This is a genomic window from Methanoculleus marisnigri JR1 (assembly GCF_000015825.1).
Lineage (GTDB): Archaea > Halobacteriota > Methanomicrobia > Methanomicrobiales > Methanoculleaceae > Methanoculleus > Methanoculleus marisnigri.
Window position 1 is genome coordinate 224,389 of the sequence record NC_009051.1, and the last position, 14,234, is coordinate 238,622.

At 65.3% G+C, this 14,234-nt stretch carries 18 protein-coding genes; 10 read left to right on the forward strand and 8 right to left on the reverse strand.

Annotation, left to right across the window (positions count from 1 at the left end):
* Positions 1 to 951: an ATP-binding cassette domain-containing protein gene (locus MEMAR_RS01135; RefSeq protein ID WP_011843098.1), complete on the reverse strand. Its 951-nt coding sequence runs from the start codon at positions 949 to 951 to the stop codon at positions 1 to 3.
* A gap of 347 nt (positions 952 to 1,298) precedes the next feature.
* Between MEMAR_RS01135 and MEMAR_RS01140 the strand changes: the two genes are divergently transcribed.
* Positions 1,299 to 1,793 (forward strand): hypothetical protein, encoded by a 495-nt coding sequence (locus MEMAR_RS01140; protein WP_011843099.1) that lies wholly within the window; start codon positions 1,299 to 1,301, stop codon positions 1,791 to 1,793.
* A 40-nt stretch (positions 1,794 to 1,833) separates the two neighbouring features.
* Here the strand turns inward: MEMAR_RS01140 and MEMAR_RS12870 are convergent, their stop codons facing one another.
* Positions 1,834 to 2,034 (reverse strand): hypothetical protein, encoded by a 201-nt coding sequence (locus MEMAR_RS12870; protein WP_143706290.1) that lies wholly within the window; start codon positions 2,032 to 2,034, stop codon positions 1,834 to 1,836.
* A gap of 202 nt (positions 2,035 to 2,236) precedes the next feature.
* Here MEMAR_RS12870 and MEMAR_RS13065 point away from each other — a divergent pair, with 202 nt between their 5' ends.
* From MEMAR_RS13065 to MEMAR_RS01160, 5 genes are all read left to right on the forward strand, one after another.
* Positions 2,237 to 2,401, forward strand: coding sequence for a hypothetical protein (locus tag MEMAR_RS13065; protein WP_011843100.1), 165 nt, complete (start codon positions 2,237 to 2,239; stop codon positions 2,399 to 2,401).
* Between the two features lie 5 nt (positions 2,402 to 2,406).
* A complete protein-coding gene (locus MEMAR_RS01145; RefSeq protein ID WP_011843101.1) occupies positions 2,407 to 3,705 on the forward strand; it encodes an arginine deiminase family protein in 1,299 nt (432 codons plus the stop codon).
* Between the two features lie 4 nt (positions 3,706 to 3,709).
* On the forward strand, positions 3,710 to 4,654 hold the full coding sequence (arcC, locus tag MEMAR_RS01150) for a carbamate kinase (protein WP_011843102.1): 945 nt from the start codon (positions 3,710 to 3,712) through the stop codon (positions 4,652 to 4,654).
* A gap of 61 nt (positions 4,655 to 4,715) precedes the next feature.
* On the forward strand, positions 4,716 to 5,054 hold the full coding sequence (locus MEMAR_RS01155; protein ID WP_011843103.1) for a DUF5518 domain-containing protein: 339 nt from the start codon (positions 4,716 to 4,718) through the stop codon (positions 5,052 to 5,054).
* A gap of 56 nt (positions 5,055 to 5,110) precedes the next feature.
* Complete coding sequence (locus tag MEMAR_RS01160) at positions 5,111 to 5,485, forward strand: DUF5518 domain-containing protein (protein ID WP_011843104.1); 375 nt, start codon at positions 5,111 to 5,113, stop codon at positions 5,483 to 5,485.
* On the opposite strand, the gene MEMAR_RS01165 is transcribed toward MEMAR_RS01160, so the two are convergent.
* A complete protein-coding gene (locus MEMAR_RS01165) occupies positions 5,475 to 6,689 on the reverse strand; it encodes an MFS transporter (RefSeq protein WP_011843105.1) in 1,215 nt (404 codons plus the stop codon). The two genes, MEMAR_RS01160 and MEMAR_RS01165, sit on opposite strands and share 11 nt — an antisense overlap.
* Positions 6,690 to 6,820: 131 nt before the next feature.
* Here MEMAR_RS01165 and MEMAR_RS01170 point away from each other — a divergent pair, with 131 nt between their 5' ends.
* From MEMAR_RS01170 to MEMAR_RS01185, 4 genes are all read left to right on the forward strand, one after another.
* Positions 6,821 to 8,197, forward strand: coding sequence for an MFS transporter (locus MEMAR_RS01170; RefSeq protein ID WP_011843106.1), 1,377 nt, complete (start codon positions 6,821 to 6,823; stop codon positions 8,195 to 8,197).
* Positions 8,198 to 8,284: 87 nt separating this feature from the next.
* Positions 8,285 to 9,898, forward strand: a complete 1,614-nt coding sequence (locus MEMAR_RS01175; RefSeq protein ID WP_011843107.1) for an ATP-binding protein — start codon at positions 8,285 to 8,287, stop codon at positions 9,896 to 9,898.
* A gap of 85 nt (positions 9,899 to 9,983) precedes the next feature.
* The gene (locus MEMAR_RS01180; RefSeq protein ID WP_011843108.1) at positions 9,984 to 10,142 is read left to right on the forward strand and encodes a rubredoxin; all 159 of its coding nucleotides are present in this window, start codon (positions 9,984 to 9,986) and stop codon (positions 10,140 to 10,142) included.
* Between the two features lie 275 nt (positions 10,143 to 10,417).
* On the forward strand, positions 10,418 to 10,579 hold the full coding sequence (locus MEMAR_RS01185; RefSeq protein WP_319638611.1) for a rubredoxin: 162 nt from the start codon (positions 10,418 to 10,420) through the stop codon (positions 10,577 to 10,579).
* A 102-nt stretch (positions 10,580 to 10,681) separates the two neighbouring features.
* On the opposite strand, the gene MEMAR_RS13070 is transcribed toward MEMAR_RS01185, so the two are convergent.
* From MEMAR_RS13070 to modA, 5 genes are read right to left on the reverse strand one after another with little or no spacing between them, the layout of a single operon-like run.
* On the reverse strand, positions 10,682 to 10,888 hold the full coding sequence (locus MEMAR_RS13070) for a hypothetical protein (RefSeq protein ID WP_011843110.1): 207 nt from the start codon (positions 10,886 to 10,888) through the stop codon (positions 10,682 to 10,684).
* A 56-nt stretch (positions 10,889 to 10,944) separates the two neighbouring features.
* Entirely contained in the window at positions 10,945 to 11,994 is a 1,050-nt protein-coding gene (locus MEMAR_RS01195; RefSeq protein WP_011843111.1) for an ATP-binding cassette domain-containing protein, read from the reverse strand.
* A complete protein-coding gene (locus MEMAR_RS01200; protein ID WP_011843112.1) occupies positions 11,995 to 12,807 on the reverse strand; it encodes an ABC transporter permease in 813 nt (270 codons plus the stop codon). It abuts the gene before it with no gap.
* Positions 12,808 to 12,809: 2 nt separating this feature from the next.
* A complete protein-coding gene (gene tsaA / locus MEMAR_RS01205; protein ID WP_011843113.1) occupies positions 12,810 to 13,301 on the reverse strand; it encodes a tRNA (N6-threonylcarbamoyladenosine(37)-N6)-methyltransferase TrmO in 492 nt (163 codons plus the stop codon).
* Positions 13,298 to 14,101 carry a molybdate ABC transporter substrate-binding protein gene (modA, locus tag MEMAR_RS01210; protein ID WP_143706291.1) on the reverse strand — a complete coding sequence of 268 codons (804 nt, stop codon included), beginning with the start codon at positions 14,099 to 14,101 and terminating at the stop codon, positions 13,298 to 13,300. Before modA ends, tsaA begins: the two co-directional genes overlap by 4 nt.
* Between the last annotated feature and the right edge of the window lie 133 nt (positions 14,102 to 14,234).

Here is a 14,234-nt window from a genome sequence, read left to right on the forward strand (position 1 = left end):
TCACGCCCCCGTATCGCGCAGTTCGCTCCCCGTGTAGTGGACGAAGACGTCGTCCATCGTCGGCTTTTTCAGGTTGACGTTCGAGATCCCGATCCCGGCGCCGCGCACCCGCTCTATGATCTGCGGGAGGCAGTGGCTCCCGTCTGCCGATATCGTGACCGAGAGGCCGCGGGGCGACTCCGTGACCGACCGGATCTCTTCGATCCCAGAAAGAGCAGCCCTGGCCTTTTCGTCGTCTTCGGTCTCCAGGTAGACGACGTCCTCGCCGAGGGCGTTCTTCAGTTCGGCCGGGGTTCCGGAGACGACGATCCTGCCGTGATCGATGATGCTTATCCGGTCGGAGAGCATATCGGCCTCCTCCATGTAGTGCGTCGTTAAAAATATCGTCGTCCCGGTCCCGTTCACCTGCCGGATATAGTCCCAGATCCGCATCCGTGTCTGGGGGTCGAGCCCCTGCGTCGGCTCGTCCAGGAAGAGCACCTCCGGCTGGGTCATCAGGCCGCGTGCGATCTGGAGCCGCCGTTTCATGCCGCCGGAGAGATTCTTCGTCCGTTCGTCCCGTTTGGACTCAAGTTCGACGATCCGGAGCAGGTCGTCGATACGCCGCCGCCGTTCTTCCCGGGGGATGGCGTAGAGCCGGCCGTGGAACTCCATCGTCTCCCGAACGGTGAGATCCCGGTCGAGCACGTCCTCCTGGAAGACGATGCCGATTGCCTTTCGGACCTTCCCTGGCTCCCGTGCGACGTCGTAACCGGCCACCCGTACCGTACCCTTCTGGAGGGGGAGGAGGGTTGTCAGGATGTTGATGGTGGTGCTCTTGCCGGCGCCGTTGGGGCCGAGGAACGAGAAGATTTCGCCGTTTTTGACGGTGAAACTGATGCCGCGAACCGCCGCGAAGTTGCCGAACGCATGTTCGAGGTCGTGTACCTCGATGATATCGTCCCCTCCCATCGATTGCCATCCGCTCCCGCGCTCTTGTACCTCCATGCACGGTGCCGTCATATCTCCTTTTCCCTCCCGGGATGCACGAACCCGCACACGGACTCGCGCGATTACCCCCCTCCTCCCTCCGCCGCTTCTCAGGGGTAGCGGCCGGGGCGGCAAATGCATCCCGGAACCCTTCGGCAGCCGTGCCGCATAGATACCCTGAAATACCAGAACCAGCCATCCATCCTCGGAGACGGCATGTGCGGCAGGTGTTTGCGGACCTGGAGAGGTGACGAGCGGGTCTGCTACGCGTATAGCGTCGTTCCCGGGGCCGGCGCACCGGAGCACGATGAGCGGGCGGGAGGAGGACGATGACCCCGCGCCTCCGGACGGCCCTCGTCCTTCTCCTCGCGGCGCTGGCTCTCGCCGCGCCGGCGAGTGGACTCGTGGTCGAGAACGCCGACCTGACCCCGGCGGAGGTGAACCTCCTCTTCGCGATGCGGGAGTATACTCTGACCTATAACGAGTACGCCGACCGGCTGCCGGGGTGGGTGACCGGGCCGTTTGCGGACGAGACGGTCAACCTCTACGTCACGTCTCCCGACGGCGTGCTGGTCATGGGGATCACGTTTCACGACAAAAAGGTCATCCAGTTCGACGCGAAGGGCTGCCCGGACCCGATCGTCACGGTGACCACCGACGTCGCGACGGTGGAGGCAGTCATGGTCTCCGACCGGCCGTTCGACACCTTCCGGGCGGCGATGCAAAACGGCACGGCCACGATTGAAGGGAACAACCTCCTCGGAATGTTGCGGACGGGGATGGTTCTCTTCGGGTTTCGGGTGATGGACATCCTCGGGATGTGACGCCCTCCAAAAAAAAGCGGTGTTAACGAATTTCCCTCTTCTAGAGGCCTGCAAGGCGCATACAGGCTCCGATGGTCAGTCCCGACATGGAGGACGTCGCCGAAAGGACAGCGAGCACGGCGGCGTTCATCACCGGACCGATCCTGACCGGGGTGTAGGTCGGGTTGCGCTGCAGTCTCCGTACTACCCTGAACGGTTTCGCGGTTGTCGAGATTGGGGGTTTATACCGTCTGATCCTCACATGAACACCTCCCTGTGCCGGATAACATACCTATTTGAGTGTTGGTTGTTTCTCCAAAAGATAATTTTTGTGGTTTTGTTTCCCGGCCGGCCGGATACGGCCGCATCCGAGACCCCGACACCGGGTTTTTTGCTGCGGTTTCCGGATCCGGGCCCCGGCCCGCGACAGGTTTATCCGTTCTCCGGGAGAGGAGACTCTTCCGATGCATCGGTATGCGAAACTCCTTCTCTACGGCATCCTTGCGTTCGCCGTCTTTGCCGGCATCAGTTTCACCCTCGGTGGCCGGGTGAACTGGGCGCTCGCGGCAGCGACGGCGGTCGGGGTGATGATCGCTTACTTCTTCGCCGCTCCCCGGGGGAAGAGGTGAGCCGGATGGCGGCGGGCGTGCGGGCGGAGTGGGAGCGGCTCCGGACGGTGGCCGTTCACCGCCCGGGGATCGAGATGTTCTTCGGGCTGCTTGAGCCGTACGCAGCGCTCTACGAACGGGCGTTCAGCCGCTACGAGGCGCGGCGGGAGCACGACGCTCTCCAGCGCACGCTCCGGGAAGAGTTCGGGGTCCGGGTGCTCCGGCTCAAGGAGACGGTTCTCGATGCAGCCGATCGCGACCCGGCGGTGCGTCGGCGGCTCGTCGATTGGGCGCACGAGACCGTCGCCGTCCGGGGCGACGTGAGGGAGGTGGCGGAGGCCCGGCGGAGTATGGAGCAGAACGCCGATGCCCTGGACTCGCTGCACTTCTTCACCCTCCTGCTCCTGAACCCGGTCATCGACGTGGGCAGGAGGGGTGCCGCCGGCGGGGTGGACGTCCGGATCCTGGGGCAGGAACCGCTTGCAAACCTCTACTTCATGCGCGACCAGCAGGCAGCGACCGCCCGCGGTCTCGTCGTCGGCCGCCCGGCAAAGCGGCAGCGGGCAAGGGAGCCCGAGATCACCCGGTTCCTCTGGGAGATCCTCGGCATCCCGATTGCCGGGACAGTGCAGGCGCCGGGGACGTTCGAGGGCGGCGATTTCATGCCGATGGGGGAGTTCGCTCTCGTCGGCACCGGGGATCGGACGAACCGTGACGGGGCATCCCAGTTCCTCGGGTTCGCCCCGGGGTTCGACGAGATCGGTATCGTTCACCAGCCGGGCCACCCGCTCATCCCGGGCGACCGGCCCGACCCGATGGTCGACATGCACCTCGACACCTACTTCAACGTCGCGGGAAGCGGGGTGGTGCTCGGCTCGGAGCGCCTCCTCCGGAGGGCGCGCCTCGAGGTCCGGCACCGGTCGGACGGAGGCTACGAGCCGTCGGGCGAGACGACGACCCTCTACGACTACATCCGATCGAAGGGATTCTCCGTGATTGAGCTCTCTCTTCTCGAGCAGCTCTCCTACGCCGCGAACGTCCTCTGCGTCCGTGACGGAAGCATCCTTGCGGTGGAGGGGGAACGGGTGATGCGGACGGTGCTCTCGAACCTGGAGCGGAAGGCCGCCCGCGACCCGCAGCGTTACGGACGGCTTTTACGCCACGCAGAGGAAGACTATCGCCGGATACAGAACGGGGGGCACGTCTTTCCGCACAAGCCGGAGTTCTCCCGGCACGGCATCGAAGTCTGCCCGCTGCACCTCGAGAACCTGACGGGAGGCTACGGCGGCCCCCACTGCATGACCTGCACGCTGGAGCGGGGGTGACGGGGTGGCGGAAAGAACGGTGGTGATCGCGCTCGGCGGCAACGCCATCCTGCAGCACCGGGAGACCGGGACGGCCGAGGATCAGTTCGAAAACGTCCGAAAGGCGTCGCGCCGCATCGCAGAGATCGTGGCCGAAGGCTACGCCGTCGCCGTCACCCACGGGAACGGGCCGCAGGTGGGAGACATCCTCCTCCGAAACGAGCTCGCGAAGGACACCCTCCCGCCGATGCCGCTCGACGTCTGCGGGGCGGAGAGCCAGGGGATGATCGGCTACATGCTCCAGCAGTCGATGCAGGAGGCGCTCCGGGAGGCCGGGTACGACCGCCCGGTCGCGACGCTGCTCACCCAGACCCTGGTTGACGGCGACGATCCGGCTTTTGAGAATCCCGAAAAACCGATCGGCCCGTTCTACACGCCGATGCAGGCGAAGAAGCTGCAGGAGGAGAAGGGCTGGCGGATGGTCCGGATCCCGGGGGAGGGTTACCGGCGGGTCGTCCCCTCGCCGCGCCCGATCGCCTTCGTGGAGGAGCGGGCGATCGCCCGTCTCGTCTCCGCCGGGGCGATCGTGATCGCCGCGGGCGGGGGCGGCGTCCCGGTGGTCGCAGACGGTGGAGGCGCCCTCCGGGGCGTCGAGGCGGTCGTGGACAAGGACTACACCGCGGCGTTCCTCGCCCGGCTCGTCGGTGCCGAAGACCTCCTGATCCTGACCGACGTCGAACGTGTGGCCTTGAACTACGGATGGCCGGATCAGCAGGAGATCAGCGAGATGACGGTCCGCGAAGCACGGGGCCACCTCGCGGCGGGACAGTTCCCGCCCGGGACGATGGGGCCGAAGATCGAGGCGGCCGTCGGGTTCCTCGAGACCGGGGGGGAGCGGGTGATCATCGCATCGCTCGAAGAGGCGTCGGTGGCCCTTGCCGGGCGGGCCGGAACCCGGATCCACCTGTAACGGCCACCCGCCCCAACGCTTATATACCACGTTCCCGAATTCCCGCCGGTGATAAAAGGATATGGCGGATAACTTCTGGACTGGTGTCATCGTCGGGTGGCTCGTGGGGCTTATTCTCGGCTTCCTGCTGCCGGTCATCGGACCGTTGATCGGCGGGTTCGTCGCCGGCTGGATGGTCCGGGGCGGGATAGGAAACGGTGCAAAGGCCGGGCTGCTTGCCGGGATCCTCGGCGCCATCGTCATCGCGGTGCTGCTCCTGGTCGGCGGCACGGTTCTTCTCGGGGCGTTCGGGTTCATCGCGGGCCTCGGGACATCGCTCGTCATCATCGTGATGGCGTTCGTCTACCAGGGTCTTCTCTCCATGATCGGCGGCGTCATCGCCGGGGCGATCCGGCGGTAATCGGAGGTTGAACGTCGGGGCTCTTCTCCCCGGAACATCTTATTTCGGAGGCGCGCTTGGCGAAACAGGACAGTCCCTACTGGCTTTCTCCGCTTGTAGGCATCATATTCATGCTCTTCATCAGCCCGTTCTTTCCGGTAGGGGGCCCGATCGTCGGGGGGATCATCGGCGGCTACCTCGGGCCCCCGGGGGCAGCTCGGGGCGCGCTCGGCGGACTTATCGGCGGGCTCGTCGTCGCCGCGATCTTCTCGGTCGTCGCCGTCGTCGGGGGGACAGCGCTCCTCGGCCCAATCGGGGCCCTCATCGGCCTCGGGATCGCCGCCCTCCTCTTCGCCCTCGCCCTCTACTTCGGTATTCTCGGCGCCGTCGGCGGCGCGATCGGCGGGGCGCTGAAAACGTGGATGGTATCGCGCCGCAACGTTACGGGATGATCTCCCCGAGCCCCTCCTGGAGCCTCACCACGATCCGGGAGCGGCACATCCAGAGGTAGGCGGCGATCGCCGCGGCCTCGACGATGACGACGTACGCGACGATGTGCCCGATCGAAACGTCGTAGAGGACGCCCATCACGGCACTCCCTACGAACCACGCCGTCCCGAAGACCGCGCTCACGCTCCCGTAGACCTTCCCCCTCCGGTCGAGCGCCGTGGACTCTGCGATCGACGCCCGGAGAACAGGCTCGAAGATCCCGATCCCGGCTCCCCAGACGAGCGATCCCGCGACGGCCGCGCCCGGTTCGGGCGAGAAGGCGAGCGCGACCGTCGCGATGCTGAGGGCCGGGATGGTGAGGAGGACGTGGGTGCCGATGCGGTCGAAGGCCCGCCCGACGAGCAGCGCCACGGCGACCGATACCGTCATCGCGGCGGCGTAGAAGAGAGGGATGGCGGCGTCGGGGACGATCGATTGAGCTTTTAAGTGGAAGGAGATGAGCGGGAAACTGGCAAACCCGGCCATCCCGAGGAATACGAACGCGGCATACGGCACGATCCCGGGCAGGTTGTCCCTGTTCCCCTCCCCCTCTCCCTCCAGGCGCCCCGGCCTCGGCACCTCCGATTGCGCGAGGAAGAGAGCGACTGCAACTCCGGCGAGAGGAATCCCGAGCAGGAGGAATCCCACGCCGTAGCCGCCGGTGACGGCCAGGGCGGCGGCCATGACCAGCGGGCCGGCGACCGCACCGACCTGGTCGAGCGCCTTGTGGACGCCGAATCCCCACCCTCTCCCGACGGCCGTCGTCGCGTGAGAGAGGATCGTGTCGCGCGCCGGTGTCCGGACGGCCTTTCCTATCCGTTCGGCGACGATGAGGGCGGCCGCAGTCTCCCACCGTCCGGCGACGGCGAGGAGCGGGATGGCGGCGAGCAGGCCGTAGCCGGCCGTCGCCGCCTTCCAGTAGCGGTGGTTTTTGCCGACGTAGATGCCGGTGGCCGAACGCAGGGCATACCCGATGAACTCGCCGGCTCCGGCGACCAGCCCGACGATTGCCGCGCTTCCCCCGAGGAGGAGGATGTAAGGGCCGGTGACGCTCCTGGCGCCGTTCGAGACGAGGCTCCCGCAGAGGCTTGCCGCGCCGAGGAGGAGGATGAGCCGGATCGAGAGATCGCGGAGATCCTGTCGGGTCTCGGGGGGAGGGTCGGGCATACTCTCTCCGGTGCCGTTCTCATTAAAGTAATCCGCGGGCGGCGGCAGTGCTCTTATCTGCGCTCGCCGCGAACACTTAATCACGCATACCCGGGGCAGGATCGGGATGTTTCAGGGGCACGAGGGATACCGTGGAGCAGGAAGAGAGCAAATCGTATTCGCGAAGGTTCATCCTCATACTGGTCACCGTCGCCACGTTTTTAAACCCCTTCACGGGCTCCGCCATCAACCTCGCCCTGCCCGCCATCGGCGGGGAGTTCTCCGCCGACGCCGCCACGCTTGCCTGGGTCACGAGCGCCTATCTCCTCGCATCGGTCATCTTCCTCCTCCCGGCAGGGAGGCTCGGCGACTCGCGGGGGAAGGTCACCGTCTTTTTAGCCGGGATCGTGGTCTATACCGCCGGGTCGCTCCTCACCATCCTCACGCCCACGATGGATCTCCTCCTCGTCTGCCGGTTCATCCAGGGGATGGGCGGCGCCATGATCTACGCAAACAGCGTGGCCCTGATCACCCACCTCTACCCGCCCGGCGAGCGAGGCTACGCGATCGGGCTGAATACGACGGCGGTCTACGCCGGGCTCTCGCTCGGGCCGTTCCTCGGGGGCGCCCTGACCCAGTTCCTCGGCTGGCGGAGCATCTTCATCGTGACCGCGCTCCTCGCCGTCCCGGTCCTCTTCTACGCCGGGAAGTTCCCGGCGTTCTTAAACGAGCGGCAGCGGGAGCACTTCGACGTCGCGGGTCTGATCCTCTCCTCCGCCCTGATCCTCTGCCTCTTCCTGGGCCTGGCCTGGGTGACCACCCCGACGGGCGCAACGCTCCTCGCGGCGGCCCTGGTGCTCGGGGCGGTCTTCTTCCGGGTGGAGCGCGGCCGCCAAAACCCGCTTCTCCCGGTCACGCTTCTCGAGAAGAACCGGGTCTTTGCCGCCTCGAACGCCGCCGCCCTGATCAACTACAGCGCAACGTTCGCGGTCGGGTTCCTCCTCTCCCTCTACCTCCAGTACATCCGGGGCTACGAACCCGTCGCCGCGGGCACCCTCCTCCTCCTCCAGCCGATCGTCCAGGTCTTCGTCGCCCCGGTGGCGGGCCGCCTGGCCGACCGGATGCAGCCCGGGCTCGTCGCTTCGGTGGGGATGGGGATTACGGCCGTGGGCCTCTTCGGCTTCTCGCTGCTCGGCGAGACGACGCCGATCGCCGCGATCCTCGCCCTCCTGGTGCTGCTGGGCGTGGGGCTCGGGATCTTCTCGTCCCCGAACACCACCGCCATCATGGGCTGCGTGGAGAAACGCTACTACGGAAGCGCGTCGGCGATGGTGGCCATGATGCGGTCGCTCGGGATGATGCTGAGCATGGGGGCGGTTCTCGTGGTCTTTGCGGTCATCATGGGGTCGACGACCGTTACCCCGGCGATATTCCCTGAGTTCCTCGCGAGCCTGCGGCTGATCTTCCTCGCCTTTGCGGTTCTCTCGGCTTTCGGGGTCCTCCTCTCGCTCCGCAGGAATAAATGCTGACGAGAGGTGCCCGATCCCCCGAACAAATATCCCTGAAACGAAAAGGAAGCGTTAAACCTCTCGCCGTCCTGTGATCTTCTTGAACTGATGGAGATCGTAATCGGAAAGAACGGCGACCGCGACGTCGCCATCGACGCCCAGGAACTCGTCACGGGCAGAACCTGTGTCATCGCGCAGTCGGGTGCCGGGAAGAGCTGGGGCATCGCGGTTCTCTGCGAGCAGCTCCTGCAGGCACGGGTAGGGTTCTGCCTCATCGATACGGAGGGGGAGTACTTCTCGCTCAGGGACCGGTTCCCCCTCCTCTGGATTGGTTCCACCGACGACTGCGACGTGGATATCGGACAGGTGAACCTCCGGGAACTGATGCAGAACGCGATCTGCTCCCGGACGGCGGTGATCTTCGACGTCTCGGAAGCCGATATGCAGGAACGGGTATCCTACCTCGCGGAAGTCCTCTACGACCTCGAGAGCGAGTTAAAGCAGCCGTTCCTGCTGATCGTGGAGGAAGCGGACAAGTTCATTCCCCAGTCGGGGGAATCCATCAAAAAGATCGAGGAGATCTCCCGCCGGGGGCGCAAGCGCGGGCTCGGTCTTCTGGTCGCGACCCAGCGGCCGTCGCTCGTGACGAAGAACGTTCTCTCGCAGTGCAACAGTCAGATCCTCGGGAAGCTCTCGATCGAGAACGACTTAAAAGCGGTCAGTCTCTTCTTTTCGTCCCGGAAAGAGGCCGGGGAACTCGCGGATCTCGAGCCCGGGGAGTTCTTCGTGATGGGTAAGCTCTCGAGGGAGAACGCGACGAAGATGCGCTTTGGGGCCCGGCTCTGCGAACACCGGGGGTTGACGCCCCGGCTCGTGCCCGCGCGGCCAATCGAGCCCGCCAAACCCGCTAAGCCCTCCCGGGTGGAACCGACCCGCACCGAACCCTGCGTTCCTGAGGATATCCCCCGGGAAGAACCTGAGGTGCCGCCCGCACCCGCGAATGCGGTGATCCCGGTGCTGCTCCGCGAGGAAGCGCTCGATATCGCGAAGGGGAAACGGAAACGCCGGTTCCGTTTCCTCGAGCCCGAAGAGCGGATCGTCTCTGGAGATCGGGTCTACCGGCCGCTCCACCGGGTGGAGGTCCGCTACATCGGCGGACTTCTCCGGAAATCGACGAGAACTGCTTCGTTTGTCCTCGACGGCTGTACCGGCTGTATCATCGAGGTGGATCGGGGGATGAAGATCAGGCCGGGGTTCTCGGAGCTTCTCGGGCTCGACGAGGCCGCGGTGAAGATCGTTGCCGGGCTCGCGAACGGCGGCTCGACCCTGACCGAGATCGAGGCCGACACCCATCTTGGGCCCGGCGTGGTGAAGAAGGCGATGAAGAGCCTTGCCGATGTGAAACTCATCACGGAGATGAAGACAGTGGGCGACACGAAGGTCTACGTGCCCCTGCTTGCGGCGGATGTCCCGGCGCTCTCCTCCCTCAGGCGGGGAGCGGACCTCCCGATGGAGTCGCTCCGGGAGGAGCCTCTCGAGGCGAAGGTCACGGAATCCTCCCTCCGGACGATCCTGAAGGGGCTTGAGCCAACGGCGGAGATCGTCGGATTCGATACGATCTACTATCCTGTCTACCTGATCCGGTTCGCCTCGGAGCGGGGAGAACGCTCGATCGTCCTCGACGGCTGCACCGGGAAAGAACTTCTCTTCCCGGTGTCGTGACCGGAGCGCTTATCCTCATCGGGGAGTACAGGAGATCGTATGCCCTGCCGTCCTCGCGGCCGGTGGGCGGAGAGGTGAAGAAGTCATGGATTCATACCGGTGCACTCTGTGCGGCTACGTCTACTTCCCGGCAATTGGCGACACCGACCACGGCGTCAAGCCCGGCACGGCTTTTGAAGACCTTCCCGAGACCTGGAAATGTCCCCGGTGCGGTGCGCCGAAGAGCCGGTTTAAGAAGGTGTAAGGGAGAGCCGTTCCTGACCGGATCCCGGTCTTTTCTTCTGGTGGCGCACGCCGGTTAGCGTATTGCTCTCTCACCTGGGTCGGAAGGGCTCCGTGTCCCCCGCCTCGAGGAGCGATGCGTCCCGGGGGGACAGTATGCCGGCCGTCCCCGATGGGCTTGCCGGCAGAAAACCTCATCCCCCGATCTCCCGACCGGAGTACTTATCCTTCGGAGGGTACATGGGGGCCGTGCCCCTGTCGGACGTTGCGGCCGGTCGGGGCGGTGAGGTGAAGGAGATGATGGATTCATACCGGTGCGGACTCTGCGGCTACGTCTACAACCCCAGGGCCGGCGAGCCCGGCCAGGGGATCGAGGCCCGCACAGAGTTTGGAGACCTGCCCGACACCTGGGCATGCTCCCGGTGCGGTGCGGAGAAGAACCTGTTTCGGAAGGCGTAAGGGGTTCGGGGCCGCCCCCCACAACACATCTTCTCTTTTAGGGGTGTGTGTTCTCACGAGAACGTTGTATAGTGTTCTATTCTCCCGGTTGCACAAACTCCCTCACCCGAACCGGAAGACCCTGAGCCCCTCCCCGCGGACCTCGAGCCCGGCGAGGTGCTCCATCTCGTCGTAGACCGTGGTCTTCGTGACGGCCGATATCGCGGTGAAGCCCTCCGCGGCGTAGCTCCAGTCGCCCCCGTGCCGGAGCGAGAAGGGGGACGAGCGCGTCGGAGGGTATTCCGAACCGGTCGGCGAGGGCGGCTTCATCCCGGATCTCGTCGGTCTCCATCGGTTCGCCCCTGCGCCGGGGGACCGGATAAATACTACCGCTTGAAGACGTGGACCGCGGAGGCTTTGAAAGTGACATTTGCCGGCTCCCCCTCGACGAGGCCCAGGCGGGCGACGCTCTGCCGGGTCAGGACGGCGACGAAGGGCAGTCCCGTATCCACGACGACCCGCGAAAACATGCCGTTCTGCCGAATCTCAGCAACCGTGCCCGAAAAGGTGTTTGCGGCGCTCGACTCGAACGGTTGGCGGGAGAGGATCACCTCCTCCGGCCGGATGCCGACGCAGACGTCCCCCTCGATCGCAGTGACCGTCCGGACGACGATCTCCCCGAGGTCGATCGTCGCTTCCCCGTTCCGGACGCGGGATACCCCGCAGTAGACGTTCTCCATGCCGGTGAAGGCGGCGACGAACTCGGTGGCGGGTCTCCTAAAGACCTCGTCGGGCGTGCCCGTCTGGACGATCCTTCCGTCCTGCATCACCGCCACCCGGTCAGCGAGGGCGAATATGTCCTCGAAGTGGTGGGTGATGTGGATGACCGTCGTGCCGGTCGTCCGGTGGATCGCCTTCAGTTCCCTCCTGAGCCGTTCCCGGGTGACGGTGTCGAGCGCCGAGAGCGGTTCGTCGAGGAGCAGGACGCGGGGCCGGAGGGCGAGCGCCCGGGCGATCGCCGCCCGCTGCTGCTCCCCACCGGAGAGCGTCCCTGTCGTCCGGTGAAGGAGGTGGCCGATCCCGAGGAGGGCCGCGGTCTCCTGCACGCTCTCCCTGATGCGGGCGGGCTCGGCCTTCCGCTGCTTGAGGCCGAACCCGATGTTCTCCCCGACGGTGAGGTGGGGGAAGAGCATGTAGTCCTGGTAGACCATGCCGATCCCCCGGTCTTTTGGGTCGGTGCGGGTGATGTCGCGGTTATCAAGGGCGATCGTTCCGGCGTCCGGGGAGTAGATCCCCGCCAGGGTCTCGAGGAGGATGGTCTTTCCCGCGCCGGTCGGCCCGAGGATGACGAAGTACTCGCCGTCGGCGACGGTCAGATCCACGTCGTCGAGGGTGAAGTCCCCGAGGCGTTTGGTGAGCCCGGCGGTCCCGAGCACCTAGAATACCCCCCGTCCGCCGGTGTAGCGTTCGAAGACCGCGAGCGAGATCACCGATATGACGATCAGGATGACGGATGCGGCGACGGCGAGGTCGAGATCCCCCGTCGACATATTCAGGAAGAGCGCGATGGGCAGGGTCTCGGTCTTCATCCGGGTGGCTCCCGCAAGCATGAGGACGGCGCCGAACTCACCGATGGACTTCGACCAGGTGATGACCAGGCCCGCGATGAGACCGCTCTTTGCGAGAGGAAGGGTGATCTGGCGGAACGCTCCCCACTCGGTGCACCCGAGCGTCCGGGCGACGTGTTCGTAGCGGGGATTGATCGTCTCGAAGGCCGACCGGGCGACCCTGACCATGTAGGGGAGGTTGACGAAAAACTGGGCGACGACGATCCCGAGCGGGGTGTAGATGACGTCGAGCCCCCATTCCGAGAGCATCTTCCCGAACGTCGAGGGACCGTAGAAGATGAGCAGCGCCACGCCCGCAACGAGCGGCGGGAGAGCGAGCGGGATGTTGAAGATGGTGTTTGCCACCCCTCTGCCGGGAAACGAGAACCGGGCGAGGGAGTAGGCGACCGGCACGGCGGCGACGACGCAGAAGGCGGTGGAGACTGCCGAGGTGACGAGCGAGAGTTCGACGGCAAAGAGGATCTCGGGGGAGAGCAGGCTCTCGATGAGGGCCGGGAGCGGCGGGTAGACCACGAGCCCGCCGATGACGACGAGCATGTAGACGATCAGGGCGAATGAGACGGCAAGAAAGATCGCCTTGAACGGGGTGAGGCGGGGGAGGGCGGCCCGGTTCCGGAACACGGCTAATCTACCTGAAAGGACGCGCTCTGCAGTTTGATCCGCTCGACGTGCTGCGACGTCACCCACCCGGAGGAAGCGCCCCCGATGCAGTCGAACGCCGGGATGTAGGGTTTGATGTCGAGGATCGGTGTCCCGTCCAGGAGGTCGATGCCCTTGACGACGAGCGTGCCCCCGTCGATCCCGGCCAGCCGGACGACCGATATCCCGAGCATGTTCGGGCGGTTGAAGTGCCGGGTGGCGAAGATGCCGTGCGGCTCCGCCCCGTCGATGAGCGGTCGCTCGGCGATTTCTTCACCGGCGGCGCGGTGGAACCGGTAGATGAGGATGAGGTGGGAGAACCCCGCGAGCGCCGAAAGGCCGTCACGGAATTCGGGGTAGACCTCCACCGTTCCGCAGGCGGTGGAGAAGGCGGCCTGAATCGGGGTGGCGGCCGGGTCGGTGAACGCCGTCCGGGCGACGCCGATGGTCCTGCAGGAATACTCCGTGCCGTTCATGGCTCGATCCCCGCGTATGCCGGGTCGGGGTAGACGGGGAACCCGTGTTTTGCAAAGATCGCCTTCCCCTCGTCGGAGGTGACGAACTCGACGAACGTTTGAGCGACGTCCGGCTGCTCCGTGAATGTGGTCGCCCCTATCGGAACGATGAGGGTGAGTCCGTCTTCCTGTGGGAGGTCGATCGTGTCCATCGTCTCGGGGTTCACAAGGTCGAGCGTAATGAGCGCGGCGTCGGCGGTGCCCATGTTCATCGCCACGACCACCTCATTGATCGTCGGCGCCCGGAGGACGACGTTCTTCTCGACGGCGTCGAGGGTGCCGTGCGCCTGGAAGAGTTTGTCGCCGGCCCTGCCGATCGCGGTGGTGTTCGCGCCGCCGAGGGCGATCTTCAGCCCGGGCCGGGCAAAGTCGTCGACCGAGGTGATGTTCTTCGGGTTTCCTTTCGCGACGACGATCACCGGGACGTGGTAGGCGGCGTAGCCGGGTTCTTCGACCAGCCCTTTCTCCCGGGCGATCCGGTAGTCGGGTGTTCCTCCAGGTACGAAGGCGTCGCCTTTCCGGGAGAGTTCCATCTGGGTGATGAGTGTGCCCGAACCGGCGAAGGTGTACTCGACGTCGATGCCGTACTTCTCGGCGAACACATCCCCGATCTCGGTCATCGGCTTCTTGAGGCCGGCGCCGGAGTAGACGAGCAGTGTGGCGTCGTCGCCGGCAGCGGTGTTATCCCCGGTGACGGTGGTGCACCCCCCCGCGAAGAGGAGAAGGGCGAGCGTGACCAGTACTATGGTATTTTTGAACATGGATACCATTCAGTACCCGCCCTGCCGGTATTAAAGCGATTTGTTTTACTTTTGAGTTATTTTAAATTGTTTTACTTGATACCCTCCCTGTTTAATCTTGCTGTTCTCAGGATGGACTGGACCCGGGGAAACG